The sequence below is a fragment of the Streptomyces sp. NPDC087428 genome, from assembly GCF_044744085.1.
Classification (GTDB): Bacteria; Actinomycetota; Actinomycetes; order Streptomycetales; family Streptomycetaceae; genus Streptomyces.
In genome coordinates this window covers 537856-564674 of the sequence record NZ_JBIUXR010000001.1, presented here as the reverse complement: position 1 = coordinate 564674, position 26819 = coordinate 537856, and the positions used below count along the sequence as shown (strand labels likewise).

The 26819-nt window shown below is 71.2% G+C and carries 21 protein-coding genes and 2 tRNA genes; 10 read left to right on the top strand and 13 right to left on the bottom strand.

Features of this window, described 5'->3' with window-relative positions; translation table 11 throughout:
* The first annotated feature begins 80 nt into the window (after nucleotides 1–80).
* The 4 genes from ACIO3R_RS02515 (at nucleotide 81) to ACIO3R_RS02500 (ending at nucleotide 3672) form a co-directional block, all read left to right on the top strand.
* Nucleotides 81–869 (top strand): HAD-IIA family hydrolase, encoded by a 789-nt coding sequence (locus tag ACIO3R_RS02515; RefSeq protein ID WP_385032923.1) that lies wholly within the window; start codon nucleotides 81–83, stop codon nucleotides 867–869.
* A gap of 127 nt (nucleotides 870–996) precedes the next feature.
* Nucleotides 997–1560 (top strand): hypothetical protein, encoded by a 564-nt coding sequence (locus ACIO3R_RS02510; RefSeq protein ID WP_402102500.1) that lies wholly within the window; start codon nucleotides 997–999, stop codon nucleotides 1558–1560.
* Between the two features lies 1 nt (nucleotide 1561).
* Nucleotides 1562–2269 carry a class F sortase gene (locus tag ACIO3R_RS02505; RefSeq protein ID WP_402102498.1) on the top strand — a complete coding sequence of 236 codons (708 nt, stop codon included), beginning with the start codon at nucleotides 1562–1564 and terminating at the stop codon, nucleotides 2267–2269.
* A gap of 368 nt (nucleotides 2270–2637) precedes the next feature.
* Nucleotides 2638–3672 carry a glycoside hydrolase family 6 protein gene (locus ACIO3R_RS02500; protein ID WP_402102496.1) on the top strand — a complete coding sequence of 345 codons (1035 nt, stop codon included), beginning with the start codon at nucleotides 2638–2640 and terminating at the stop codon, nucleotides 3670–3672.
* 31 nt (nucleotides 3673–3703) lie between these two features.
* Here the strand turns inward: ACIO3R_RS02500 and ACIO3R_RS02495 are convergent, their stop codons facing one another.
* From ACIO3R_RS02495 to ACIO3R_RS02485, 3 genes are all read right to left on the bottom strand, one after another.
* Nucleotides 3704–5638 (bottom strand): galactose oxidase-like domain-containing protein, encoded by a 1935-nt coding sequence (locus ACIO3R_RS02495; RefSeq protein ID WP_402102493.1) that lies wholly within the window; start codon nucleotides 5636–5638, stop codon nucleotides 3704–3706.
* Entirely contained in the window at nucleotides 5635–7548 is a 1914-nt protein-coding gene (locus ACIO3R_RS02490) for a glycosyltransferase (RefSeq protein ID WP_385038522.1), read from the bottom strand. The genes ACIO3R_RS02495 and ACIO3R_RS02490 overlap by 4 nt, the downstream gene beginning before the upstream one ends.
* Before the next feature lie 546 nt (nucleotides 7549–8094).
* Nucleotides 8095–8168 (bottom strand) — tRNA-Lys (locus ACIO3R_RS02485).
* 183 nt (nucleotides 8169–8351) lie between these two features.
* Between ACIO3R_RS02485 and ACIO3R_RS02480 the strand changes: the two genes are divergently transcribed.
* The 4 genes from ACIO3R_RS02480 to ACIO3R_RS02465 all read left to right on the top strand — a co-directional run bounded on the left by ACIO3R_RS02480 (nucleotide 8352) and on the right by ACIO3R_RS02465 (nucleotide 13937).
* Entirely contained in the window at nucleotides 8352–9659 is a 1308-nt protein-coding gene (locus ACIO3R_RS02480; protein WP_402102491.1) for a peptidoglycan-binding protein, read from the top strand.
* Between the two features lie 25 nt (nucleotides 9660–9684).
* Nucleotides 9685–11484 carry an SPFH domain-containing protein gene (locus tag ACIO3R_RS02475; protein ID WP_402102488.1) on the top strand — a complete coding sequence of 600 codons (1800 nt, stop codon included), beginning with the start codon at nucleotides 9685–9687 and terminating at the stop codon, nucleotides 11482–11484.
* Nucleotides 11485–11643: 159 nt separating this feature from the next.
* Nucleotides 11644–12234, top strand: coding sequence for a lytic polysaccharide monooxygenase (locus ACIO3R_RS02470; protein ID WP_385038531.1), 591 nt, complete (start codon nucleotides 11644–11646; stop codon nucleotides 12232–12234).
* A 26-nt stretch (nucleotides 12235–12260) separates the two neighbouring features.
* A complete protein-coding gene (locus ACIO3R_RS02465) occupies nucleotides 12261–13937 on the top strand; it encodes an AMP-binding protein (protein ID WP_402102485.1) in 1677 nt (558 codons plus the stop codon).
* Here the strand turns inward: ACIO3R_RS02465 and ACIO3R_RS02460 are convergent.
* The 9 genes from ACIO3R_RS02460 to ACIO3R_RS02420 all read right to left on the bottom strand — a co-directional run bounded on the left by ACIO3R_RS02460 (nucleotide 13917) and on the right by ACIO3R_RS02420 (nucleotide 22303).
* Nucleotides 13917–15419: an MFS transporter gene (locus ACIO3R_RS02460; protein ID WP_402102482.1), complete on the bottom strand. Its 1503-nt coding sequence runs from the start codon at nucleotides 15417–15419 to the stop codon at nucleotides 13917–13919. The two genes, ACIO3R_RS02465 and ACIO3R_RS02460, sit on opposite strands and share 21 nt — an antisense overlap.
* A gap of 155 nt (nucleotides 15420–15574) precedes the next feature.
* Nucleotides 15575–16696, bottom strand: coding sequence for a winged helix DNA-binding domain-containing protein (locus tag ACIO3R_RS02455; RefSeq protein ID WP_402102479.1), 1122 nt, complete (start codon nucleotides 16694–16696; stop codon nucleotides 15575–15577).
* 192 nt (nucleotides 16697–16888) lie between these two features.
* Nucleotides 16889–16962: transfer RNA gene (locus tag ACIO3R_RS02450), tRNA-Lys, on the bottom strand.
* Between the two features lie 61 nt (nucleotides 16963–17023).
* Entirely contained in the window at nucleotides 17024–17782 is a 759-nt protein-coding gene (locus tag ACIO3R_RS02445; protein ID WP_385349595.1) for an IclR family transcriptional regulator, read from the bottom strand.
* A gap of 166 nt (nucleotides 17783–17948) precedes the next feature.
* On the bottom strand, nucleotides 17949–18800 hold the full coding sequence (gene ehuA, locus ACIO3R_RS02440; RefSeq protein WP_385038545.1) for an ectoine/hydroxyectoine ABC transporter ATP-binding protein EhuA: 852 nt from the start codon (nucleotides 18798–18800) through the stop codon (nucleotides 17949–17951).
* A complete protein-coding gene (ehuD, locus tag ACIO3R_RS02435; RefSeq protein ID WP_363023296.1) occupies nucleotides 18790–19434 on the bottom strand; it encodes an ectoine/hydroxyectoine ABC transporter permease subunit EhuD in 645 nt (214 codons plus the stop codon). Before ehuD ends, ehuA begins: the two co-directional genes overlap by 11 nt.
* Nucleotides 19431–20165 carry an ectoine/hydroxyectoine ABC transporter permease subunit EhuC gene (gene ehuC / locus ACIO3R_RS02430; protein WP_123471285.1) on the bottom strand — a complete coding sequence of 245 codons (735 nt, stop codon included), beginning with the start codon at nucleotides 20163–20165 and terminating at the stop codon, nucleotides 19431–19433. Before ehuC ends, ehuD begins: the two co-directional genes overlap by 4 nt.
* A gap of 19 nt (nucleotides 20166–20184) precedes the next feature.
* On the bottom strand, nucleotides 20185–21087 hold the full coding sequence (ehuB, locus tag ACIO3R_RS02425) for an ectoine/hydroxyectoine ABC transporter substrate-binding protein EhuB (RefSeq protein ID WP_385035844.1): 903 nt from the start codon (nucleotides 21085–21087) through the stop codon (nucleotides 20185–20187).
* A gap of 256 nt (nucleotides 21088–21343) precedes the next feature.
* A complete protein-coding gene (locus ACIO3R_RS02420; RefSeq protein WP_402102473.1) occupies nucleotides 21344–22303 on the bottom strand; it encodes a D-2-hydroxyacid dehydrogenase in 960 nt (319 codons plus the stop codon).
* A gap of 153 nt (nucleotides 22304–22456) precedes the next feature.
* Between ACIO3R_RS02420 and ACIO3R_RS02415 the strand changes: the two genes are divergently transcribed.
* Together ACIO3R_RS02415 and ACIO3R_RS02410 are read left to right on the top strand one after the other, a co-directional pair.
* Nucleotides 22457–23284 carry a decarboxylase gene (locus ACIO3R_RS02415; RefSeq protein ID WP_385035846.1) on the top strand — a complete coding sequence of 276 codons (828 nt, stop codon included), beginning with the start codon at nucleotides 22457–22459 and terminating at the stop codon, nucleotides 23282–23284.
* A gap of 135 nt (nucleotides 23285–23419) precedes the next feature.
* Entirely contained in the window at nucleotides 23420–24517 is a 1098-nt protein-coding gene (locus tag ACIO3R_RS02410; protein WP_402102470.1) for an LLM class flavin-dependent oxidoreductase, read from the top strand.
* Between the two features lie 50 nt (nucleotides 24518–24567).
* Here ACIO3R_RS02410 and ACIO3R_RS02405 read toward each other — a convergent pair whose 3' ends face one another.
* Nucleotides 24568–26547 carry a putative bifunctional diguanylate cyclase/phosphodiesterase gene (locus tag ACIO3R_RS02405; RefSeq protein WP_402102467.1) on the bottom strand — a complete coding sequence of 660 codons (1980 nt, stop codon included), beginning with the start codon at nucleotides 26545–26547 and terminating at the stop codon, nucleotides 24568–24570.
* Nucleotides 26548–26819 lie beyond the last annotated feature (272 nt).

The window sequence follows — 26819 nt, the reverse complement described above, 5'->3', positions numbered from 1 at the left end:
AAAATCGGGGACGTCGGCGCTGCACAACGCGGTGCCGCCGGCGTCCCCGCACCCGGCGTACGACAAATCAGGAGTCCCGCATGGCAGAGCGCAAGCCGATCTCGTCCTGGCTCACCGACATGGACGGAGTCCTCATCCACGAGGGGACCCCGATTCCCGGCGCTGACGCCTTCATCAAGCGGCTGCGGGAGTCGGGACTGCCCTTCCTGGTCCTCACCAACAACTCGATCTACACCGCCCGCGACCTGCACGCCCGGCTCAGCCGGATGGGCCTCGACGTGCCCGTCGAGAACATCTGGACGTCCGCGCTCGCCACCGCCCGGTTCCTGGACGACCAGCGGCCCGGCGGCACGGCGTACGTCATCGGTGAGGCCGGGCTGACCACCGCGCTGCACGACATCGGCTACGTCCTCACCGACCACGAGCCCGACTACGTCGTCCTCGGGGAGACCCGTACGTACTCCTTCGAGGCGCTCACCAAGGCGATCCGGCTGATCAACGGCGGCGCCCGCTTCATCTGCACCAACCCGGACGAGACCGGCCCGTCCGCCGAGGGCCCGCTGCCCGCGACCGGGTCCGTCGCCGCCCTCATCACCAAGGCCACCGGCAAGGCCCCGTACTTCGCGGGCAAGCCCAACCCGCTGATGATGCGCACCGGGCTCAACGCGATCGGCGCCCACTCCGAGTCCAGCGCCATGATCGGCGACCGGATGGACACCGACGTGCTGGCCGGCCTGGAGGCGGGCATGCAGACGTTCCTGGTGCTCACCGGGCTCACCACGGTGGCGGACATCGACAAGCACCCGTTCCGGCCGTCCACCGTCGTCGACTCCATCGCCGACCTCGTGGACCTCGTCGACCTGGGCTGACACCCGGTCCGGGGGCGGGGGGTGCGTGTGCGCCGCGTACGCCCCCGCACTCCACCGGCCCAGTGCCGCGGCCCCTGCGGATGCGGAATGCCGCCGCACGCGTGAACCTTCCATAAGGAGGTTCACGATGCGTTCAATACCCCTCACGTTCTGTGCCGCCGCAGTGGCCGCGGCGACCCTGATGCCCGCTTCCGTCGCACTGGCCAGTTCCGGTTCCGACCACGACCAGGAGTCGCGGTCCCGGGTCACCCTCTCGGTCTCCCCGTCCTCCGTCGCCCCGGGCGGTGAGGTCGACCTGGAGGTCGACGGCTGCAAGGGCAAGGAGGCCAAGGGGAACTCCGACGCCTTCGTCTCAGAGGCGCGCTTCTCGCCCGGTGGCGGCAGGACGCTCTTCGCCGAGGCCCGGATCCGCTCCGACGCCGATGCCGGCGACTACGACGTCCAGGTGGTGTGCAAGGACGACAAGCACGCCAAGGCGTCCGCCGTCGTCACCGTCGTCCACCGCAACCGGCCCATGCCCGTCGCCCCGGTCCGTGCGGGCGGCGGCGGCACCGCCGTACTCGCGGACCAGGCCGCCCAGCAGGAGGGCCCCGGCACCGCCCACGCGGTGATCGGCCTCGCCCTGGCCGCCGTCGCCGCCGTCGCGGTCGCCTTCCGCAGCGTGCGCCGCCGCCGCCCGGCCACCGACTGACATGTCCTCCTCGGACCGCTCGACGGGGCACGGCAGGCTGCTCACCGGCGTGGCCTGGGCCGTACTCCTGCTGGGCCTGTGGCTCTGGGGCCGCGGCATCACCGACGGCTCCGGCATCGGCTCCGCCCCGACCACCGGGGACGTCGCCGCGGTCGGACGCCCGCTCGGCGTACCGCTGCCCCCGGCACACGAGCCGATCAAGGGCGCGACGCCGCGGAGCGTGGAGATCCCGTCGATCGGCATCCGGGCCCCCGTCGTGTCCCGGGGCCTGGACGAGGACGGGGCGATCACACCGCCGTCCTTCGACACGCCCCAGACGGTCGGCTGGTACGGCAGCGGCACCGAGCCCGGGGCCAAGGGGCCGGCGCTGTTCGTCGGCCACGTCGACACCGAGACCAAACCGGCCGTCTTCTACGGGCTCAGCGCGGCCCGCCCCGGCGCCAGGGTCGAGGTGACCCGGACCGACGGCACGATCGCCGAGTTCACCATCGACGACGTCCAGGTCTTCACCCGCGAACGCTTCAACGCCCAGAAGGCGTACGGCCCCCGCAAGGACGGCCGGGCGGAGCTGCGGCTGATCACCTGCGGCGGTACGTACGACCGTGCCGCGCACACGTACACCGCGAACGTGGTCGTCTCGGCGTACCTGACCGGCGAGAAATCGGCGGAGGGGACGAGCGGGAAGGCGGCCGCCGGGAGCGGCGCCTGATCCCGGGGGTACGCGGCCCGGCCGGCCGCCCGGGTTCTCCGGGCGCCGGCCGGGCCGGTCCTCGACCGCGGTGCGCGGGCCGCGGGAGTGGCCCGGCGCGGACACGGGAGGTCGGTGGCGTCCGGGGCCGCCGCACGTCCACTGTAGGACGCCGAACTGCCCACGCCCACCAGCTTTCTGACAGTACGTCGATAACCAGTCACGCTCCGCACGCGGCCAAGCCGGGCAGAGCGTGGTGAACCCGCCGTAACAGCTCTTCGGTGAAGTGGTGAGGGGCCGGGCCGCTCCCGGGCCCTGTGCCAGGATGGGCCGCGATGTGACGTTCCCCGTCTGCGCCCCGGCGGTCGGTGAGCACCTAAGGGGAGTGAATGTACGGCAGCCACAACGGCCGGTTCGGCATGCGGGGAGCGGGCGTGGCCGTGCTCGGCGCCGCGCTCCTGCTCGCGGGATGTTCCTCTTCCGGCGACGGCGACAAGGACGGCGGCGCGGGGAAGAACCCCGCGGCCATCGGCCAGCAGCCCAAGGGCACCGATCCGTACTGGGTCAACCCCGACGGGAACGCCGCCCGGCAGGTCGCCCGGTACACCGAGGACGGCGACGCGAAGAACGCCGCCCTGGTCCGGAGGATCGCGCGGCAGCCGGTCGGCGAATGGATCGGCCCGGACAACCCGGAGGCCGAGGCGAAGGGCTTCACGGAGGCCGCCGCGAAGGCCGGCCGCGAGGCGCTGCTGGTCCTCTACAACATCCCGCACCGCGACTGCGGGCAGTTCTCCAAGGGCGGCGCGGCCGACGGCGACGCGTACCGGAGCTGGCTGGACGGCGTGGCCAAGGGCATCGGTGACCGCGGCGCCACGGTGATCCTGGAGCCGGACGCGGTGCTGCACCTGGTCGACGGATGCACCCCGCAGAAGTTCCACGAGGAGCGCTACGACCTGCTGAAGGGCGCGGTGGAGCGGCTCAAGCGGCAGCAGGGCACCCGGGTCTACGTGGACGCGGGCAACGCGGGCTGGCACACCCCTGACGCGCTCTTCCAGCCGCTGCGGCAGGCGGGCATCGACGCGGCCGACGGCTTCGCGGTGAACGTCTCCAACTTCCAGACCACCGAGGTCAGCGAGGACTTCGGCAAGCGGCTGTCGGCGAAGGTGGGCGGCAAGCCGTTCGTCATCGACACCAGCCGCAACGGCAACGGCCCGTACACCGGCGGCGCCCCCGAGCAGAGCTGGTGCAATCCGCCGGGACGGGCCCTCGGCGCGACCCCGACGACGTCCACGGGCGACGAGCTCGTCGACGCGTACCTCTGGATCAAGCGCCCGGGGGAGTCCGACGGCGACTGCCGGGGCGGACCGAAGGCCGGCGACTGGTGGCCCGAGTACGCCCTCGGGCTGGCCCGCGGCACCGGATAGGACGGGTCCCGTCCGGTGCCGCGTGAGGTGACTACGGCACCTCCACCCACGTTCCCTCGGACGGCGTGCCCTGGTCGTCGGTGACGAAGAGCATGTACCAGCCCGACGGCACCAGCGCCCGGTTCTTCGGCACCGTCACCGCGATCCCGCCGTCCGTCCTCTTCAGGTCCAGCGCCACCGACCGCTGGTCGGTGTCCGTGACATGGGTGACCGCGCTCGGCCGCATCAGCTTCGCCGACTTGATCGTCGAGGCCTGGTTGGTCGTGAACATCGCGGTGCCGCCGCGCTTCACGCTCTTCGGCCCGGCGGTCAGCTCGGGCCGCGAGTCGCGGTACAGGTAGGGCGGGGTGTAGATCTCGATGCGCTGCTCGAAGACGCCCGGCCGGGTGTTCGCCTTGTCGGAGTAGAGCGAGTCCGAGCCGAAGATCATGACCCGGCCGTCGGGGAGGAGCACCGACCCCGAGTGGTAGTTGCGCCCCACCGCCGGGTCCGCGACCCGCTGGTAGGTGTCCGACTTCGCGTCGTACAGCCGGGCCTGGAGGACGTCGGAGCCGCCGCGGCCCCGGTAGTCGTCGGAGCCGCCGGTGACCAGCAGGGAGTCGTCGGGGAGCAGGGACGCGCTCGGGTAGCGGGTGCCCTCGTCCAGGGAGGCGCCGTCCTTGAACCTCGGATCGGCGTCCTTGAGGTCGACCAGCCGGGACTTCTCGCTGGACTTGTCGGACTCACCGACACCGCCGCCGCCGATCACCATGAACTTCTCGTCCTGGGCCGGGGGGAGCCGTACCGTCGCCGAGGTCTCCATCCGGTCCGGGTCGCTCAGGCCGGGGATCTTGGTGAACTTGTTCGTCGCCAGGTCCCAGACGCCGGGAGCGCGGCCGACGGTGGCGGGGCCGTAGCCCGCGTTCGAGCCGGAGTAGAAGAGCTTGCCGTCGTTGAGGAGGAAGACCGCCGGGTAGGTGGGGAACTTCCGGATGATGCCGGTGTACTCCCACTTCTTGGTCTCCGGGTCGTAGACCTCGTCCTTGCCGGGCACGATCTGCCCGATCTCGTCCAGGCCGGAGAGGGCGAGGACCTTGCCGTCCTTGAGCGTCGTCAGCGTCGGGTACCAGCGGGCCTCGTTCATCGGGTCGACGGTGATGTACTTCTCCGCCACCGGATCGAACTCGAAGGCCTCCCGGATGCCCTGGAAGTCCTTCTTGTCGAGGGCGAGCTTCTGGGCGATCCCGTACACGTTGCGGGTGTCGGAGCCGGACAGGCCGGCTATGCGGTAGTTGTCCTCCGCGCCCGTCTCGTACTTCGTGCCGGACTTCTGGGCCTCGACGTAGATCCGGCCGAGACCGGGGTCGTTGCGCAGGAACGCGCCGGTGTTCTTGTCGAAGACCTTCTTGGCCTTCTCCACCAGCACGGGGTCCTTGGTGACGAAGGTCCTGCCGTTGTCCTTCCCGGTGAACCTGGTGCCGGCCGGAAGGGTGATCGGCTTGTCCGGGTCCTCGTTGTGGACGATCATCAGGCCGCCCGCCTTGGTGACGTCGCCCTTGAGCTTCTCGTACTGCTTCGTCCCGCCGGCGATGAGCAGCTTCCCGTCGGGCAGCTGGGTGTGACCGGCGCAGAACATGTCCTTGGGCGTGGCTATGTTCTTGAACGCGTTGGTCTTCGGGTCCCACAGCACCGACCGGAAGCTCTTCGCGTCGAAGTTCTTCTGGTTGTTGCCGGAACCGGCGACGAGCAGCACCTTGCCGGTGTGCAGCAGCGCCGCGTGGATCGTGTTGATCCTGAACTCGGACGGGATGTCCAGGAAGTCCCAGTGGCCGTTGGCGGCCTTGTAATCGGACTTGTTGATCTTGTAGTCGTGGTAGCGCTCGGTGCTGAAGCGGTACAGCCACGGCCCGTTCGCCCCCGCGAGCGCGAGAACCACCGCCGTACTGATCGCCATGCGGCGGGTACGGCGGCTCGGACGGTACTTCATGGTCTACGTCCCCCAAGGGCGATCTGCATGGTCTGTTCGTTGCCGTCCCAGCCGGGCTTCTCCTGGCGGGCGTGGGCGGGCGGGCCGCTCGGCGGCGGTGGTCCCGCGCGCCGCTTCCTCTTCTCCGCCCGCACGGTGTACCGCCAGCCGAAGACCGGTGCCGCGGTGATCAGCAGCGCCAGTGCCGCCCAGGTGAGCATCGCCGGATGGCTGTGGCCGAGGACGAACGACGCCACGATCGAGCCGCCGAAGACCAGGATGAAGAAGAGGTGGATGCGGAAGGTCCCGAAGAGGGTGTCCGGGCTGGAGGAGTCGCCCTTGGGCGTGACGACGAACGAGCTCTTGCGGCGCAGCACGGCGTCCATCAGCGAGCGCGCGTAGATCGGCGCGGAGAGCGCGGACATCATCATGCCGGCCAGACCGCCGGAGCCCTCGGGCTCGTGCGGCGAGACGTTGTGCCGGCGGTTCCAGATGTACAGGCCGATCTGGAGGGCGGACGCGTTGCCGTACAGCATCATCCAGACGACCGGGTCGATCTGCACACCCGAGGCGCCCATCCCCAGGAACAGCGCGCAACTGAGCGCGGCGAGGATCCAGTTCATGGCGGACATCGGGTAGAAGATGATCATCATGGTGTAGTTGAAGAGCTTGCCCACGGGCAGTGAGTAGACGCCCTTCCAGTACTGCTTGAGGATCGTCTCGTACGTCCCGCGCGACCAGCGCAGCTGCTGGGTGAAGAAGTCGGTCCACGCGGTCGGGCCCTCGCCCACTGCCAGGACGTCCGGGGTGTACACCGAGCGCCACTTGCGGCCGGTGCGCGGGTTGCGGGCGCGGTGCATCTCGAAGCCGGTCGCCATGTCCTCGGTGATCGAGTCGTACAGGCCGCCGATCTGCTTGAGGGCCGAGATCCGCACCGCGTTGCTGGTGCCGACGAACATCGGGGCGCCGTAGCGGTTGCCCGCGCGCTGGATCAGCGCGTGGAAGAGGAACTGCTGGGACTCGGCGGCCTTGGTGACGAAGGTGTCGTAGTTGCCGTACACCTGCGGGCCGATGACGAAGCCGACGTCCGGGTCACGGAAGTAGCCGAGCATCCGCTCCAGATAGTTGGGCATCGGGACGTGGTCGGTGTCGACCGACGCGAAGAAGTCGTACGTGTCGCCGTGCGCGTCGAGCCAGGCGTTGTAGTTGCCGTGCTTGGTCTTCGCGCGGTGCGGGCCCTTGGCCTGGTTCCAGTGCGCCACGCCCTTGCGGGAGAAGTGGTGCACCCCCAGCCGTTGGCAGACCTCCTTGACGGCGGGGTCGTCGCCCTCGTCGAGGAGCCAGACGTGCATCAGTCCGCGGTGGCGGATGCGGACGGCGGCCTCCAGGGTCTTCGTCACCATCTCCAGGGGTTCCTTGCCCGGGACGAAGGAGGTGAGGAAGGCGACCCTGGTGCCGTTCTCCGGCACGACCGGCACCGGATCACGTGCGACCAGGGTGGCGTGCGCGTTGGAGAGGACGTTCAGGGTGCGGAAGAGCTCGATGAGACCGATCGACACCAGCATCACGATGTCGAGGATCAGCAGCGTGTCGTTCTTGAGGTTCGGGTCGCGCTGCGTCCAGTGCTCGGGCTGCATCAGCCAGGCGAACAGGCCGAGCGAGACGAGCGGCGCGGCGCCCAGCAGGAGGGCCGCGCGTATCCGGTGCGGCTCCTGGGAGAGGAGCGAGCGGTACCGCACGGTGTACGGCTTGGCCGGATCGGGCTGGGTCAGTGGCCCGGCGAGCCGGCTGTAGTGCTCGTAGTCGTAGCGCGGCAGCTCCTTCTTCGGGCGCCGCCGGTGGCCCCCGGGCCGGAGCTGCGGGGGTATCCGGAGCTGCGTGGTCCGGGAAGGGTCGTTGTCCTGCCGGGCGCCTGGCGGCGTCGACGTCATGGGTCATCCCCCTGCACACAGGCGGGCTGTGTGGTCGGTCGGTCCTTTCGCCTGCCGCGTGCCCCCCAGGAACGCGACCGACGGCTCAGTGGCGGGCCACCCTTCCTGAGACACGGAACGGCGACCTTCCGGTTGCATGATGCCTGTTCGGTATTTGCTCATGTGCGAGACCCCCACCTCATCTCGCACACAACCGGAACATCTCCCTCGCGTGCCCCCAACTGCTGTGCCCATCAGCCTGGTTGGGGCCGACGCCTCCCGGACAGGTTGGCCGAACCGGGCCGTGATCGCAAGGGTGAAACGGGCGGTTAACTGCTCATACGCACGATTTGAGGGGCCCTTGCGGCGAGGAGGCGTGGGGGCGCGGGCGGGGGCAATCAGGGTGGCCGTGAAGCGCCCGCGTGCCACCGGGTGACCAACTGGTGACTGTCCGTGGGGTGTGAGTGAGCTGTGCGTGAGCAAAGTATTCACTGTGGGGTGTCTGTGTGGAGCACCGGGGAACGATCAAGGCCCCCTCACGCGTGGTGAGGGGGCCTTGACTTTGCGTGCGCCGCCAGGGACTCGAACCCCGGACCCGCTGATTAAGAGTCAGCTGCTCTAACCAACTGAGCTAGCGGCGCCTGCTGACCTGGAGAACTCTACCCGATCCGGGGTGGTGGTCCCGACCATTTCCCCTCCGTCTCGGCCTGTCGGATGGTCGTTTTTTCTCTTCTATCCGTCAAAATGCGATATGTCAGGAGAGTTGAGAGACTGACGCCCGTGCAGATGCGCCCAAAGATCTTGACGACTGCGGAGGGAATCGCATGACTGTGCCGGCCTTCGAGGAGTACGTACCCGCCATCGACTGCACCTGTGCGGGGTGCGCCGTACAACGGCGAACCGCAGCCGCGGCACTGCCGACGCGGCAGGGAGGACATCCGGCCGCGCACGGCGCGCGGCGCGCGCTGGTGCTGGTCACCGCCGCGGGGGTGGTGCTGAGCGCCGGTCTCGCGGAAGCGGCGACCGCGGTGGCCGACCCCGCCCCGGTGACTGACCCCAACCCGGTGGCCGATCCGGGACCGGACAGCCCGCAGGGCGGACCCGGCCCGTTGCAGGGCGCGGGGGCCTCTGGCCCGTCGGCCTCGCAGGCGAGTACGTCCACCCTGCGCACGACCACCCGGGCCGAGATCATCAGCCGCGCGAAGAAGTGGGTCACCGCGCAGGTCCCGTACAGCATGAGCAAGTACTGGTCGGACGGGTACCGCCAGGACTGCTCCGGCTATGTGTCGATGGCCTGGGACCTGGCCGGCAACGAGTGGACCGGCAGCCTCGCCTCGTACGGCACGCGGATCGCCCGGGAGGATCTCCAGCCCGGCGACATCCTGCTCTTCCACAACCCGGCCGACCCCGCGAAGGGCTCGCACGTCACGATCTTCGACGGCTGGACGGACTCCGCGCACACCCATTACACGGCGTACGAGCAGACCACGCCGCACACCCGCAAGCAGACGACACCCATGGCGTACTGGAGCAACTCGGGCAGCTACGTCGCCTACCGCTACAAGGGGCTGAGCACCGGAGCGGGCGGCAGCGGCTCGACGACGAAGTTCCCGGGGGCCGGGAAGTTCGGCCCTGGTGCGAACAACGCCTACGTGACCCAGCTCGGCAAGCTGCTCGTCGCGCGGGGCGGCAAGCGCTTCTACCGGGTCGGCCCCGGCCCCGCCTGGGGCAGCGCCGACCGGCGGGCGACCGAGGCGTTCCAGAAGGCCCAGGGCTGGAAGGGCAAGGAGGCCGACGGCATCCCCGGCCCCGACACCTGGCGCCTGCTGACCACCGGGACCGGCCGCGACATCCCCGCCGCGGGCGGAACCGGCCAGGGCGGCTCGACCGCCGTGCCCGCCTTCCCGGGGCGGGGCTATTTCCGGTCGGGTCAGTCCAACAGCCATGTCGACAAGCTCGGGAAACAGTTGGTGAGGAAGGGATACGGCAAGTACTACGTGTCGGGCCCCGGACCCCGGTGGACCGAGGCGGACCGGCGCAATGTCGAGGCCTTCCAGAAGGCGCAGGGCTGGCGGGGTGCGGAGGCCGACGGCCATCCGGGTCCGGAGACCTGGCGGCGACTCTTCGCGTGACACGACGCACATGACGGAGGCGGGAATGCGATCCACGGTGGCGGACAGCTCCGGGAACCCGGAGAACGGGGAGCCCTCGGAGAACGGGGAGAACCCGGAGTACGGCGAGGAGCGGTACGGGGCGCTCCCGGTGCGGGAGTGGGCCGTACCGGACCGGCCGGGGCGCGACGCGGAGGCGTCGGCCGGTCCGGACACCCCGCCGGGCCGGGACGGGCCGAGGGGTCCGGACCCGGTGAGCGGGCCCTACGACTGGTCGGCGGCGGGACCGGGTGCGGGGTCCGTGGTCGATCTGGTGCTCGACCTGACGCCGGGCGAGGGCGAGCGCGGGGGCTCGGCGTTCGGCGCGACCTCGGCGTCGGTGTCGGTTCCGGGCGCGGCGACAGAGCCGGACGTGCGTGAGGGCGTGCGCGACGAGGTGCGTGTGGACGTACGCGAGGACGTACGCGACGAGGTGCGTGTGGACGTACGCGAGGACGTGCGCGACGAGGTGCGTGTGGACGTACGCGACGAGGTGCGGGAGGACGTACGCGACGAGGTGCGCGGTCCGGGACAGCTGGGGCAGGCGGGGCAACCCGCCCTGCCGGGACCTTCGTTCCCCTCCGGGCCGGGGCTCTCCCCGGTCCGGAGGGACGCCGGGCCCTCCCTCTCGCTGTCCTTCGGCGGCGCCGACACCGGCGAGCTCCGCACCGACGTGCGGGTGGACACCGGCCGGCGCCACTCGGTCATCGCCAACGAGCGCACCGCCTCCATCCCCGTGCACCTGCTCTTCCGTGACGATCCCGAGGTCGCGGCGGACGCCGCCGCGCTGCCCGCCACCGTCGTGCGCAGGGCCTCCGGGATCGAGTCGACGGCCGGTGTCCGGCGGCCGCCGGTGCCGCGGTCACCGCAGGTGCGGCCCTCCACCCGGCCCGCGCCGGTCGCCGACCCGCGGCTGCGCGAACGGCCCGGTCCGGCGCTGCCCGGCTGGGCCGCGCTGCTCGCCGGTCTCGTCGGACTCGCCGGTTCCGGCGGGGTCCTGTGGTGGACGGGCGCGCTGCCGGGCGGGGTGCTGAACCGGCTCGGGCTCGGCCCGCGGCCGTACGACGGCATCGGCCTCGGCGCCTGGGCGGCGCTCGCCCTGCTGCTGACCACGGTGCTCTTCGCGCTCGGCGGCCTGACCCGCGGCCGGGTCGGGTACGCCTGGGTGCTCACCCTCTTCGGCCAGTACCGGGGCAGCGTGCGGCGCACCGGGCTGATGTGGGTCAGCCCGCTGCTGCTGCGCCGCCGGGTCGATGTACGGCTGCGGCACTGGCGCAGCGAACCGCTGCCCGCGGTGGACGCGAACGGCACGGCGCTGCGGGTCGTCGTCCTGGTCGTGTGGCGGGTCGAGGACACCGTGCGGGCGACCCTGGGGATCGCCGACCACGAGGAGTATCTGCGGGAGCAGGTCGAGGCGGCGATGGCGCGGGTCCTCTCCCAGCTGCCCGCCGACGCCTTCCACGAGGACGCCCACACCCTGCGCAACGCCGAGGCCGTCGGGGACGCGCTGACCCGGATGCTGAAGGCGGACTGCGAACCGGTCGGCGTCGAGGTGTACTCCGCGCAGCCGACCGGAATCGAGTACGCGCCGGAGGTGGCCGCGGCCATGCAGCGGCGCCGGATCGCGGCCATCGACGCCAAGCACCGGGACAGCGTGCTGACCTCGGTGGTGGACGCGGTGGACGACACGGTCAACCGGCTGACCGCCCGGGGGCTCGTGGAGCTCGACGACTACGAACGGAAGTCTCTGGTGAAGGACTTGACCGTTGCGTTCTACACCGGACGCGGTGGCGGGGACGGTGCCTGAGGCGGCCCGGTGGGCTCTTGCGTGGCCAACCGGAATCCAACTCCCATTGGTCTGGACATGTTCATGATCCGTCAATAATCTAGGCCTTGGTCTAGACCGCACGACACGCGCGCAGCAGTGCTCATGGAACCTCCCCCACGAATCCGAGGAGCTTCAGCAATGCGTAAGAAGACAGGTGCGGCCCTGGTGGGCCTCGCGGTAGCGGGCGTCTCGATGTTCGCGACCAGCAGCGCCGGCAGCCACGGCTACACCGACAACCCCATCAGCCGCCAGAAGCTCTGTGCCAACGGCACGGTGACCGGCTGCGGCAACATCCAGTGGGAGCCGCAGAGCGTCGAGGGCCCCAAGGGCTTCCCGGCAGCCGGCCCCGCCGACGGTGCGATCTGCTCCGGCGGACACGGCGAGTTCGCCCAGCTCGACGACCCGCGCGGCGGCAACTGGCCCGCCACCCACGTCACCGCCGGGCAGGGCTTCAGCTTCCGCTGGCAGTTCACCGCCCGCCACGCCACCACGGACTTCCGCTACTACATCACCAAGAACGGCTGGGACCCCACCAAGCCGCTCAAGCGCTCCGACCTGGAGTCGCAGCCGTTCATGACGGTGCCGTACAACAACCAGCAGCCCCCGGCCACCCTGACCCAGCAGGGCACCATCCCCACCCAGAAGACCGGGAAGCACATCATCCTGAGCGTCTGGAACATCGCGGACACGGCCAACGCGTTCTACTCGTGCTCCGATGTTCAGTTCTGACGTGTAGTCAGTTACCGTGCGGCGCCATGAGGAGCGCAGGCACCGTCGCGGAGCTCGTACAGCGCCAATGGGGCGACCACCGGCCCGGATTGAGGCACGAGGACATCGTCCTCAGCCACCACCAGGTCGCCTCCGGCGCTGCCGCACGGGCCGCGCTCCTGGCGGATCTGCTGCCGGCGGGCAGTGAACCGCACCTCGGGGTGCTGCTCGACAACACCCCGGAGTTTCCGCTGTGGCTGAGCGCGGCGGCCCTGGCCGGGGCCGCCGTCGCCGGCATCAACCCCACCCGTCGCGGCGCCGAACTGGCCCGCGACATCCTGCACACCGAATGCCGGGTCCTGATCACCGAGCGCGCCCATCTGCCGCTGCTCGACGGCCTGGAGCTGCCGGGCGTCCGGGTGCTGGTCACCGACACCGAGGCGTACGCCGCGCTGCTCGCCCCCTACGCCGGGGCGGAGCCGGGCGACACCGTCCTCGGCAGCCCCGGGCCCGGAACCCGGATGCTCCTCTACTTCACCTCGGGCTCCACCGGTGCGCCCAAGGCCGCCGTCTGCACCCAGGGACGGCTCGCCGCGGCCGGCCATTCGCTCGTCGGGCACTTCGGCATCCGGCGCGAGGACGTCCACTACATCTGCATGCCGATGTTCCACGGCAACGCGGTGATCGCCGACTGGGCGCCCGCACTGGCCGGCGGCGCCGCCGTCGCCCTGCGCCGCCGCTTCTCGGCCTCCGGCTTCCTCGACGACGTACGCGCCCACGGCGCCACGTACTTCACCTATGTCGGCCGTGCCGTGCAGTACCTGCTGGCCACCCCCGAGCGCCCCGACGACCGGGAGCACCCGCTGCGCGTCGGCTTCGGCACCGAGGCGGGCGCCGTGGACGCGGCCCGCTTCCGCGAGCGGTTCGGGGTGCGGCTGGTCGAGGGCTACGGCTCGTCGGAGGGCGGTGCGGCGATCCAGCGGACCCCGGACACCCCGGAGGGCGCGATCGGCCGGGCGGCGGACCGCGACGACCTCGCCGTCGTCGACCCGGAGACGGGCCGCGAGCGGGTCGCCGCCGTGTTCGACGAGGGCGGGAGGCTGCTCAACGGCGCCGCCGCGATAGGGGAGCTGGTCAACCGCGGCCGGACCCCGTTCGAGGGCTACTGGCGCAACGAGGAGGCGGACGCGGCCCGGGTGCGCGGCGGCTGGTACTGGACCGGCGACCTCTTCTACCGCGACCCCGACGGCTTCCTCTACTTCGCGGGCCGTACGGAGGACCGGCTGCGGGTCGACAGCGAGAACCTGGCGGCCGCGATGATCGAGAACATCCTCGCCCGCTGGGCGGACGCGGCGGCCGTGGCGGTCTACGCGGTGCCCGACCCGGTCGCGGGGGACCAGGTGATGGCGGCGCTGGCGCTGCGCGAGGGGGCCGGTTTCGATCCGGCCGCGTTCGCCGCCTTCCTCCGGGACCAGCCCGACCTGGGGACGAAGATGGCGCCCCGGTTCGTACGGATCGTGCGCGCGATGCCGGTGACGGCGACGAACAAGGTCCACCGGGTCGGGCTGCGGCTGGAGGGGTTCTGGTCCGGGTCCGCCGTCTGGTACCGGGACCAGGGGGGCACGTACGTCCCGTTCGGTGAGGAACACCTGGCCTCCCTCACCGCCGAGTTCGAGGAGCACGGGCGCACCGGGCTGCTGTCCTCAGACACCGGACGGGCGTGAGGGGACCGCCCGCCGCAGCAGCGTCACCGCCAGGACGGCCCCGGCCAGCAGGAGCAGCGACCCCGCGACCGACGCGAACTGCATGCTGTGCACGAAGGCCTCCCGGCCGGCCGAGACCAGCGAACCGTCACCGGTGGACAGCGCGCCCGGCAGCGTCTTGCGGGCCGCCTCCGGCGCGGAGCCCGGCATCTCGGCGGTGTAGACCGCGGTCCCCACCGCACCCAGGAGGGCCATCCCCATCGCGCCGCCGAACTCCTGCCCGGTCTCCAGCAGCGAGGCCGCCGAACTCGCCTTCTCCGGCGGGCTGCTGGACAGCGCCAGGTCAGAGACGAGTGCCATCACCGTCACGATGCCGCTGCTCATCACGGCCGACCCGGCGAGCAGCAGCCACAGCGAGTCGGTGCCCGACAGGGCGAGGATCCCGAATCCGGCCGCCGCGATGACGAACCCGGCGCAGACGACACGGCCGCGCTCGGTCCGCTGGGCGAGCGCCGTGGCCGCCGGAGCGGCCGCACCGACCGCCAGCGACGGCGCCAGGCTCCAGAGCGAGGCCTCCATCGTGCCCATCCCGAGCACCGACTGGAGGTACTGGGTGGTGAAGAAGGCGGAGCCCATCATCGCGAAGGACGCCAGTGCGTTCAGACCGATCCCGGCGGCGAAGCCGCGGCCGCGGAACAGCTCCCGGCTGATCATCGCGTCGCCGCGGCCGCGCTGCCGGCGCACGAAGACCCAGCCGACGGCGAGCCCGGCGAGGACGATCAGCCCGTTGCGCGCGTCCACGCCGTGGGCGGCGCTCTCCTTGACCCCGTAGACGACCGGCAGCACCGCACCCATCGACAGGGGCACGCTGAGGAAGTCGAAGCGCCCGGGGCGCGGGTCCTTGAACTCCGGCACCAGCACCGGCACCAGGACCAGCAGCAGCACCATCGCCGGCACGTTGACCAGGAAGACCGAACCCCACCAGAAGTGCTCCAGCATCACGCCGCTGAGCACCGAGCCGAGCGCGATGCCGCCCGCCATGGCACCGGACCAGATCCCGACGGCCCGGCTGCGCTGCCGCTCGTCGCGGAACATGTTGCGGACCAGGCCCATCGTCGACGGCATCAGCGTCGCACCGCCGATCCCCAGCAGGGCGCGGGCCGCGATGAGCATCTCGGGGCTGGAGGCGTAGGCGGCGCCGACCGAGGCCGCGCTGAACGCGAAGGCGCCGGTCATCAGCAGCTTGCGGCGGCCGATCCGGTCGCCGAGCGAGCCCATCGTGATGAGCAGGCCGGAGAGGGCGAAGCCGTACACGTCGAAGATCCAGAGCTGCTGGGTGGCGCTGGGGGCGAGGTCCCGGTCGATGGACGGGATCGCGAAGAAGAGGACGGACACGTCCATCGAGACCAGGAGGAGGGGGAGCAGCAGGACCACGAAGGCGGTCCACTCCCTGCGCCCGGCGCGCTCGCCGGGCGCGGTGGCGGTGCTCGTAGGTGTTGTCATGCCAGGAAATATACGAGCGTTTAAAACATGCGTCTAGTACGCATGTGTAAAACATCTGTATATCTCGATCGTCATGCCTCGATCGTCATGCCTCGATCGTCATGCCTCGATCGTCATGCCTCGATCGTCATGCCTCGATCGTCATGCCTCGGCCGTCAGCTCTCGGTGCCGAGCCGGACGTCCTCGATGTCCTGGTCCAGGAACGCGGCCAGATCCTGGGCCTCGGCGCGGACCGCCTCCTGTTCCGGGCCGGTGAGCGGGCGGAGGGCGCTGATGTGCAGGAGGCGGTCGCGCACGGCCCAGGTGGCGGTGACGCGGCCGTCGACGAGGACCGTGCGGTGGCCCGCGACGGACAGGCCGAGGTGGCGGGTGTCGATGATGCGGCTGCGGTCGTGGTAGCCGAGGATCGCGTTGTCGAAGGCCGGCAGGAACCGGACGGGGGCCGGGGTGTCGGGGTGGGGGCGGGGCGCGTCGGGCAGATCGAGCAGTTCGCGGCCGCGTTCGTCGCGGAAGGCGACGAGCTCTCCCCGGATCGCTCCGACCGCGGCGGGAAGGCCGGCGAGGCCGCACCAGGCGCGCAGGTCCGCGCTCGCGGCGGGCCCGTGGGCGGCGAGGTAGCGGCGCAGCAGTCGCTGCCCCACGGGATCGTCGTCCCCGGCGGGCAGGGGATCGATGTCCCGCTCCAGCCAGGTGGCCAACGGCAGGTTGCGTACGCCGGAGGTCTGCTGCCACAGACCCCGGGGCGGAAGCTGGGCCATCGGGACGAGGGCCGCCACGAGCAGCTCGCCCAGGACGCGGCGCGGCGGGCCGGGCCAGCGGTCCGCGAGCGCCTGGACGAGCTCGCCCATGGTGCGGGGCTGCCGGTCGGCCATGACCGCGCGGCCGGCGGCGGCGACCTCGTCCAGGTCGATGCCGGCCAGTTCGCGCCGGTAGGTGCCCAGCACCCGCTGGCGCAGCATGGCGTCGTGGCGGCCCCGCCAGGCGAGCGCGTCGTCGGAGGCGACGAGGTGGACGGTGCGGCGCATCAGGTGGGTGCGCACCACCGTGCGGCCGGTCAGCGCCTCGTCCAGCCGTCCGGGCTCGAACCCGGCCAGCCGGGACCACAGCCCGGTGAACGGTTCCTGCGGCTCCTGCGCCTGGAGGCCGCACAGCTGGGCCACCGCCTCGGGCACGGAGGCGCCGCTGCGCGTGAGCAGGTGCTGGCGGGCGAGGGTGGCGCGGTTGAGGGCGCGGCCGTCGAGGACGGTCCTGGTGTTCGCGGGCTTGCGCGTCGGCATGGTGATCCGTTTCCTTCGGCTGTCGTACGTGTCCGGTGCTCGCGCGCAAGGATGGCGGAGGTAGCGGACAGGGTGTGTCCTCATGCCGGGGGGAACGGATCACCTGCCGGAACACACCGCGAGTACGTCGGGAACATGCCGAAAACGCACGAGGCGGCCCCGTTGAACGGAGACCGCCTCGTGCGTTGTCTGTGCGCCGCCAGGGACTCGAACCCCGGACCCGCTGATTAAGAGTCAGCTGCTCTAACCAACTGAGCTAGCGGCGCCTGCTGACTCGAAAATAATACCTGGTCCTCAGGGGTGCCTCTGACACGTGTCCGGCAGGCCCTAAAGAGCCAGGGACAGCAGCACCGGGGCCGCGCGCCGGTTGAGGGTGTCCGCCGCCTCGCGCAGGCGGTGCGCGTCCTCGACCGGGAGCGAAAGCGCCAGGCATCCCGCCGACGCCCCGGCGGTCAGCGGCACCGCCGCGCACACCGTGCCGACCGCGTACTCCTGGAGGTCGAGCACCGGAACCGTCGCCGGCTGGCTGTCCAGCTTGGAGAAGAGGACCTTCTCGCTCGTGATGGTCCGCGACGTCAGCCGTGCGGTCTTGTGCCGCGCGATGTGGTCGCGCCGCCCGTTCTGGTCCAGCTGGGTCAGCAGGCACTTGCCGATCGCCGAGGCGTGCGCAGAGGACCGGAAGTCCACCCACTCGTTGACCGCCGGGGTGCCCGGACCGTCGGCGCACTGGGTGACGCGGATCTCGCCGTCCACGTACCGGCTGAGGTAGATCGCCGCGCCGACCGAGTCGCGCAGCTGGACCAGCGCCTGCTGGAGCCGGGCCTCCAGGGCCTGTCTGCGGGCGGCGCCGGAGCCGAGCAGCAGCAGTGAGGCGCCGATCACGTACGCGCCGTCGGCGATCTGCTCGACGTACCCCTCGCGGCGCAGCATCAGCAGGAGGGAGGCGAGGTGCCCGACGGGCAGTCCCGTCTCCTGCGCGATCCGGGCGTCCGTCACGCCGTTGCCGTGCTTGGAGACCGTTTCGAGAACACGGAGGGCGTACTGCACCGAATGGAACGGCGCGGTCGGTTCGGGCTTCAACGCCACGGTTTCCCCCTACCAGGTTGTGACCGCAAGCTCTGCCCTCACGATAGCCGCCAAAAGCCTCTTCAGGGGCGGGTGTTGACGACTCGGTGGTGCGCCCCGGCTCCGCCAGCTGGAGCGCACCCGTCTGGCATATGCCAGAGTCATGAGTAATCGACGGATGCCGAGGTCACAGCACCGCGTTGAGGAATTCGCGCGTACGTTCGTGCTCCGGATCGGAGAAGATTTTCTCCGGCGAACCCGACTCCACCACCCGCCCGGCGTCGAACATCAGCACCTTCTCCGAGACGTCCCGGGCGAAGTTCATCTCGTGGGTCACGCAGAGCATGGTGATGTCGGTGTTCCGGGCGATGTCGCCCAGCAGCTCCAGCACGCCCGCCACCAGCTCCGGGTCGAGCGCGGACGTCACCTCGTCCAGGAGCAGGATCTCCGGCTCCATCGCCAGCGCCCGCGCGATCGCGACCCGCTGCTGCTGGCCGCCGGAGAGCTGGGAGGGGTGGGCGTCGATCTTCGCCGAGAGGCCGACCAGGTCGAGGAGCTCCCTGGCCCGGGTCTCCGCCTTGTCGCGGTCCATGCCCAGGACGTTGACCGGTGCCTCCGTGATGTTCTGGAGCACCTTCATGTTGGGGAAGAGGTTGAACTGCTGGAAGACCATCCCGATCTTCTTCCGCGCCTCACGCAGATGCTTCTCGGACGCCGGCTTCAGCGAGCCGTCCGCCGCCACCATGTGCGTCAGCGGGTCGCCGTTGATCCGGATCACGCCGTCGCTGACCTTCTCCAGCGTCATCAGCAGCCGCAGGATCGTGGTCTTGCCCGAGCCGCTGGGCCCGATCAGGGTGACGTGCTCGCCGCGCTCGACCGAGAAGTCCAGCTGATCGAGGACGACATGGTCGCCGTACTGCTTCACGACCTTGTCGAAGCGGACCAGCGGATGCCCGCCGTCCTCGGCGGAGGGGACCGCCACGGCGTCCTCGGGCGCCGTGGCCGCCGTCTTCTGCAGGGGGAGAGGTTCAGTGGCCAAGGCGCTTCTCCAGCTTTCTCATCAACAGCGAGGTCGGGTAGCTCGCGACCAGGAAGAGCACCCCGGCGAGCGTGAACACCTCGGTGTACACGAAGTGCTCGGCCCCGTACTCACGGGCTTTGAAGACCATCTCCTGCACCGTGATCACGGCGAGGAACGGGGTTTCCTTGAACATCAGGATCGCGTAGTTCCCGAGGGCGGGCAGTACGTTGCGCACCGCCTGCGGCAGGATCACGGCCTGCCAGGTCCGCCGGGGCGACATCGACAGGGCCCGGCAGGCCTCCCACTGCCCCTTCGGGACACTGTCGATCCCGGCGCGGTACACCTCGGAGGTGTACGTGGCGTAGTGGACGCCCAGCACCACGATGCCGATGGTCAGCGGCTCCACCGAGTTGAACACGGCTGCCGCGCCGACCAGTTGGATCAGCAGCGGGGTGGAGCGGATGAACTCCATCACCACCTTCACCGGCACGGTCACGAACCGGCTCGGGGCCCGTCCGGCGACCGCGATCGCCAGCCCGAGCACCGCGGCGACCACCGTGCCCAGCAGGGTGGCCAGCAAGGTGACCTTGAACCCCTGGAGGAGCAGGGGCAGGGCCTCGCCGACGGCGTTCCAGTCGAATCCCTCGTTCACCGGGCACCTCCGGCGGCCGCGGCGGTCACGGCGCTGCGGGACTTCAGCAGGCTGCGCCCGCCGGTCTCCAGGCCGAGCCGCCGTTTGGCGGACCGCTCCAGCAGGTTCATCAGCAGGGTCAGCGCGTACGCCAGCACGAAGTAGCAGGCCAGCAGGGTCACATACGCGGTGAGGGTCTCACCCGTACGGCTGCGCAGCTTCTCGACCGCGGTCATCAGGTCGGCCGCCGAGATGAGCCACAGCAGCGGCGTGCACTTCAGCAGCTGGATCAGCAGGTTGGTGAGGGAGGGGAGCATCTGCACCCAGGCCTGCGGGAGGATCACCTTGCGCATCCGGTGCAGCGGCGTCATGTTCAGCGCGATGGTCGCCTCGTACTGGGCGCGCGGCACGGAGTTGATCGCCCCGCGCACCACCTCGGCGCCGTACGCACCGTAGTTGAGGCCGAAGGCGAGGACGCCGCAGAGCAGCGGCGACAGTTCGTACCCCGTGAGCGGCGGCATCGCGTAGTAGAACCAGAACAGCTGGACGTACAGCGAGGTGCCGCGGAAGAACTCCACGACCACGCGGGAGACGCCGCGCGACAGCAGCAGCCGGCTGATCGACATCAGACCGAGGACGAACGACAGCACCAGGGCCAGCAGCGCGCCCAGGATCGTGGCCTCCAGGGTCACCCACAGGCCCGAGCGCAACTGTGGGAGATCGTCCATGAAGGCGGAGAAGAAATCACTCATGCGGTGGGTTCCGTCCCTGTCAGCCCTTGCACAGATCGGCCGTCTTCAGCGTGGCCGGCGGGAGCTCGGTGGCCCCGAAGCCGTAGTCCTGGAGCAGGCCCACATAGCGCGACCTGTCGGAGACGATCTTCTTCAGCTCGCGGTTGAAGGCGTCCCGCAGTTCCTCGTTGCCCTTGCGGAAGACGGCGCCGCCGGGGCTGTACTGCTTCTGCCCGTCGAGCTCCGGCAGGAAGGCGTCGGTGACCTCGGTGCCCGCGTTGGTCTTGGCGAGCCAGCGCAGCGAGATGCCGGTCAGCAGGAACGCGTCGATCCGGCCGCCCTTGACCGCGTCCGCGCCGTCCTGCGGCTTCTGCAGCGTCTTGATCCTGTCCTTGGAGATGCCGGCGCCCTTGGCGTACGAGCCCTCGACGGCGCCCGCCATCACACCGATCGTGACCCCGGCCGCCTTCGCGGACGCCAGATCGGTGATCTTCTTCGGGTTGCCCTTCTTCACCATCATCGCGGTCGGCGAGATGAACTCGGGCTCGGAGAACAGCGCGTTGGCGCAGCGCTCCGGGGTGATCGCCATACCGGCGCTGACCACGTCGTACTTGCTGGCCTGGAGGCCCGGGATCAGCCCGTCCCACTCGGAGAGGGTGGGCCGCAGCTCGTCGACACCCAGGGCCTTGAAGATCTCCCGGTGCAGGGTGGGCGCCTCGCCCTTGAGCTGTTTGCCCTCCATGTAGCCGTACGGGGCCTCGTCGGCGTACGCGACCCGGACGAAACCCTGCTTGCGGAGCTTGGCGAGGGCTCCCTCGCCGTCCGCGGAGTCGGCGCCGGTCTTGCTGCACGCGGTGAGCAGGCCGGGGACGACGAGCAGACCGCCCACGGCTGCCGATCGGTTGAGAAAGCCCCGGCGGGACAGGTTCGGGAAGTCAGCCATGGTTCGCAGTCTCCTGGAAGGGTCGAACAGTCCGGACAGGGTGAACGCCTGCCCGCTCCCGTACGTCTATTCAGCAAGAACCCGCATGTAACCGAACGGTGGCCGGAGGGTGACCTTCCCGTGTCCGAAGTTGGGCGGAGCGCGACGAGATGTGAGCGGGGCGTACTTCCTTGCGGGATGCGCCAGATGGCGGGGTGTTATCGGCAGATGTCCGTAATGGGACGGTGAAGTCGGTATCGAGCGGGCCGGGTTGGGATCACTCGCCCAGGTCCGTCCCCGGGATGTAGCCGAGCCGCTTGTCCACCACGTTCGGCAACGGCACTCCGGCCGCCCACCGTTCGTACATCGCGACGAACTGCTCGCCCAGCCGGTCCCGCCAGCCCGCCGTGTCGCCGCTCATGTGGGGCGAGACGATCAGACCGGGCGCGTCCCAGAGCGGGCTCCGCGGGCCGAGCGGTTCCCGCTCGAACACGTCGAGTGCCGCGCCCGCGATCCACCGCTTGCGCAGGGCGTCCACCAGATCGCCCTCGACGACCATCGCTCCGCGCCCCACGTTGATGAACCGGGCCGAAGGCTGCATCAGCCCGAAGAACCGGGTGTCGAACATGCCCCGCGTCCGCGGGGTCAGCGGCGCCGCGCAGATCACCCAGTCGGCCCGCGCCGCCAGCCGGTCCAGATCCTCCGCTCCGTGGATCGTGCGCCGCGCCGTGCGTCCCACCAGCGCCACCCCGACACCCAGGGCCATCAGCAGCCGGGTGATGGCGCGCCCGACCGGCCCGGCCCCGACGACCACCGCGCGGGAGCCTGCGACCGGGGCGCTCTCGCGGTGGCGCCACCGCCGCCGGTGCTGGAGCTCCAGCGTGCCGGGGAGGTCCTTCGCGAACGCCAGCACCAGCCCGGCCACGTACTCGGCGATCGGCTGCTCGAAGACACCCCGGGCATTGGTCACCACCGTGTCGGCCTCCACCAGCTCCGGGCAGAGCAGCCGGTCCACGCCCGCGCTCGCCGTATGCACCCAGGCCGGACGCGGGCCGTCACCCGGCCAGGCCTCCCGCACCGCGTCGGAGGCGAAGTCCCAGACCAGCAGGACATCGGCCCGGGGGAGCTGCGCGGCCAGACCGGCCCCGTCGACGTGCAGGACCCGGACCCGTCCGGCGAGCCGGCCGAGCCGGGGCGGCGGATCGGCGTCCAGGACGAGCAGAAGGGGCTCCGGCATGGGGGACGGTTCCTCCCGCGTCGGCCGAGGTGGGCGGAGGCACCACGCTCGCAGCCGCTCCCGCCCCCGTCAACAGGTCAGAGCGATGACCGGGGCGGATGGGGGAATACTTGAACAGAGACGGGGGAGTTCCGGACCACAGGAAGGGTGGACATGACGACCGTCGGTTTCCTCTACCCGGGCCATTTCGCGGAGGACGACTTCCCGCGGATGGAGATCCTTCTCGACAGCACCATCAGACTCGTCGTCAACCACACCGAGTGCCCCGACGACGCCTACCGCGAGGACGCGCTGCGGGCACTGGGCACCCCCGAGCGGCTCGCGGCCGGCGCCGAGGAGCTGCAACGCTCCGGGGTCGAGTCCGTCGTCTGGGCCTGCGACGGCGGCAGTTTCCTTTACGGCCCGCAGGGCGCCCGCGCCCAGGCCGCGACCGTCGCCCGCGCGCTGGGCGTGCCCGTCTCCAGCACCTCCGTCGGCTTCGTCCACGCGGTACGGAAGCTGGGCGCCGCCCGGGTCGTGGTGGCCGCGACGTACCCCGAGGAGATCGCCGCACGCTTCACCGGGTTCCTGCGGGACGAGGGCGTCGAGGTGCTCGCCACCCACGCGGCCGGTGCCGCCACGGCGGCCGAGGCGGCGGCGTGGGGCCCGGACCGGCTCAAGGAGCTGGTCACCGCGGCCGACCGCCCGGACGCGGACGCGGTCCTGCTGCCGGACACGGCCCTGCACACGGCCGGCCACCTCGCGGAACTGGAGGAACTGCTCGGCAAACCGGTCCTCACCGCGAACCAGGTGGCAGTCCGGGAGGCCCTGCGCCTGGCCGACCGCCACGCCTGGGCCGCGCGGCTGGGCACGCTCTTCGCGGCAAGGGAGGCGCCGCCGGCCCCGGCCGCGCCACCGGCCCGGGGGGTCTGGGGGAGCGGACGCAAGTACGCCCACGGCCAGAACGCGTACGGCCGCGGATCCGGATCCGCCGGGCAGTAGGTGCGGCCGGGGCCGGGCCGTCCCCCGAACGGCCCCGGGACGGCCGCGGAATAAACGGAGCCATCCTCCTGTTCGTGTTCTCCGCAGGTACGAGCAGGTACGAGGGACTACGAGCACCATCGGAGAGGTCAGGACGTGGACGAGATTCGAGGCGACGAGATCCGTGGCAAGGCGGAGGGAACGGCACCCGTTCCACTCTCCGTGCTCGATCTGGTGACCGTGGGCCAGGGCCGCACCGCGAGCCAGGCTCTGCGGACCGGGGTCGAGATCGCGCAGCTCGCCGAGCGGCGCGGCTTCCACCGCTACTGGGTCGCCGAACACCACTCCATGCCCGGCGTCGCCTCCTCCTCGCCGGCCGTGATCCTGGCCCACACCGCCGCCCACACCGAACGCATCAGGCTCGGCTCCGGTGGCGTCATGCTGCCCAACCACGCCCCGCTCGTCATCGCCGAGCAGTTCGGCACCCTGGAGGCACTGGCCCCCGGCCGCGTCGACCTCGGCCTCGGCCGCGCCCCCGGCACCGACGGCGCCACCGCCGCCGCCCTGCGCCGCACCGACCGGCTGAACGAGGGCGCGGAAGATTTCCCGCAGCAGCTCGCCGAGCTCACGCGCTTCCTGGACGACGACTTCCCCGACGGTCACCCCTACGCCCGCATCCACGCGGTCCCCGGCCCCGTCCAGGCCACCTCGGAGGGCGGCGTCCAGTCCCCGGCCCGCCCGCCCCTGTGGCTGCTCGGCTCCTCCGGCTTCAGCGCCCGGCTGGCCGGCGTGCTGGGCCTGCCCTTCGCCTTCGCCCACCACTTCTCGGCCCAGAACACCGTGCCGGCCCTGGAGCTGTACCGGGAGTCCTTCAAGCCGTCCGCGGTCCTGGACGCCCCGTACGCGCTGATCGGCGTCGCGGCCCTGGCCGCCGACGACGAGCGCGAGGCCCACCGCCAGGTCCTCACCGGCGCCCTGTCGATGCTCCGCCTGCGCTCCGGCCGCCCCGGCCTGGTCCCGACGCCCGAGGAGGCGGAGGCGTACGCCTTCACCCCGATGGAGCGCGAGTTCGTCGACAGCTGGCTCGTCAACATCGTCCACGGCACCGCGGACGAGGTCCGCACCGGTCTCGACGACCTGGCCAAGCGCACCGGCGCCGACGAGCTGATGATCACGGCCAACGCCCACGGCGGCGATGCCCGCCTGCACAGCTACGGGCTCATCGCGGACGCGTACGGGCTGCCGGGAGCCTGATCCGGCCCTGACCCCGCCCCCGCCTGACCGCCGGGGCCGGGTCCGCCGTCTCAGGCCTCCAGAGCGCGGGCGCCGAGCAGTTCGGCGATGCGCTCCGGGGCGACCGCGCGGGAGTAGAGCCAGCCCTGCCCGGTGTCGCAGCCGATCCGGCGCAGCCGCTCCGCCTGGCCGGCCGTCTCCACGCACTCCGCGGTGACGGTCAGGCCCAGCCGGTGCGCCAGCTGCACCATGGCCTCGACGATCGTCTCGTCGGCGGGGCTGGGATGGGTGCCGTCCTCGTAGCGGAAGCCGCGCACGAAGGCGCCGTCCAGCTTCAGTACGGAGACCGGCAGGCGGCTCAGGTAGGCGAGGTTGGAGTAGCCGGTCCCGAAGTCGTCGATGGCGATCCGGACGCCCATGTCGCTGAGCGCCTGGAGGGCCTGGAGCGGGCGGCCCGCCGAACCCATCACCGCGGACTCGGTCAGCTCCAGCTGCAACAGCGCCGGGTCGAGGCCGGTCTCCGCGAGGATCTCCGCCACATCGGTGACCAGGTCGGAGTCCCAGACCTGGCGGACCGCCACATTGACGCTGATGAACAGCGGCGGCTCGGCCGGGTGGTCGAGCTGCCAGCGCCTGGCCTGACGGCACGCCGCCCGCAGCACCCAGCGGCCGAGCTGCACGATCGAGCCGTCCTCCTCGGCGATCGCGACGAACCGGTTCGGCGAGAGCATCCCGAACTGCGGGTGGTTCCAGCGGACCAGCGCCTCCACCCCGAGCACGACCCCGTCGGCCATGCCGACCAGCGGCTGGTACTCGATGGTGAACTCGCCGCGTTCGACGGCCGGCCGGAGGTTGGACGAGAGGGCCTGGCGGGTCATCCGGTGGGCGTTGCGCTCCGGGTCGAAGACGGTCCAGCGCGCCTTCCCGTCGGCCTTCGCCCAGTACAGCGTCGTATCGGCCGCCTGCATCAGGCCGGTGGCCGAGGTGCCGGCGACCGGTCGCTCCACCACGCCGATCGACGCCGAGACGGAGAGCCGCTGCCCGGCCAGGTCGAAGGGCTTCTGGAGCGCGGCGAGCACGGTGCGGGCGAGGTCGGTCAGCTGCTGCGTACCGGTGGACTCCTCGACCAGGATCGCGAACTCGTCCCCGCCCAGGCGCGCCACCAGAGGGGCACTGGTGGGGTGCGGGCCCTCCCGCTCGGCGCAGTCCGTGAGCCGGGCGGCGACGGCGGCCAGCAGCCGGTCGCCGATCCGGTGGCCCAGGGTGTCGTTGACGGCCTTGAAGCCGTCCAGGTCGAGGTAGCAGAGCCCGATCCGGCCGCGTCCGGGGTGGGTGTCGCCCTGGTACGGAGGGTTCTCCAGGACGGCCGAGAGCCGCTCGAAGAAGAGGGTGCGGTTGGGCAGCCGGGTCACCGGGTCGTGCATCTGGAGATGGCGCAGCCGCTTCTGGAGCTCGCGCCGGTCGCTGACGTCCGCGATGGAGAGCAGTACCCGGCCGGGCGGGCGGTTCCCGCCGTCCGCGTCCGGTGTGCCGCCGTCGCCCTCGCCCTCGCTGTCCGCCTCCGTCGCGGGGATCGGTACGACGGTGATCTCGGCCCACATCGAGCGCCCGTCGGGGTGCTTGAGCCGCCGGGTGCAGCGGAAACGGGAGCGCCGGCCGTGCAGCACCTCGCGGTAGGCGTGCCAGGTGCGGCCGTCCGCCGCGAGGTCGACCAGATCGGAGGCGGACTGGGCGGTGAGCGCCGGGGCGGCGATGCCGACCAGGGCGGCCAGGGCCTCGTTCGCGGTGACGACCAGGCCCTCGTGGTCGACGACGGCCATCGGGACCGTGGCGGCCCGGAAGGCCGCCCGGTAGTCGTGCGCCCCGGAGGCGGCCGCTTCCGGGGCGGCGTCCTCCGCGAGGTCCTCGGCGGCGTCCGGGGCGCGTTCCCCGGTGACGCCCTCGGTGGTGCCCCCGGCGGGCCATGAATCATGACGCTCCGTGACCGGTGGTCGTGGGGAAGAGGGTGCTGTGCCTGCCGGGGGCCTCGGCCCATCGGAGGTTGCGCTCACCGTTCGCTCCCGCCATGCAGTTCTGTCCCGGACAGGTCTGGTCGGACTGGCCCGCCGCGTGGAGCGCCGTTGTCAGGGGCGGAAAGCGCGGAGGAAAGCGAGGTGAAGCATAAAGGCTGGCGGCTCGGCCGTTCCAGCGCCCCGACGGTTCCGGACCCCGCGCCCGACGCGCATGGGCCATTCGTGCACAGATCCGGTTTGCCCATGACTGATCGTTTCTGCGCGGCTCTGTTCTCTCGCGTTGCATCGGTGATCGATTGTGACTGTCTGTG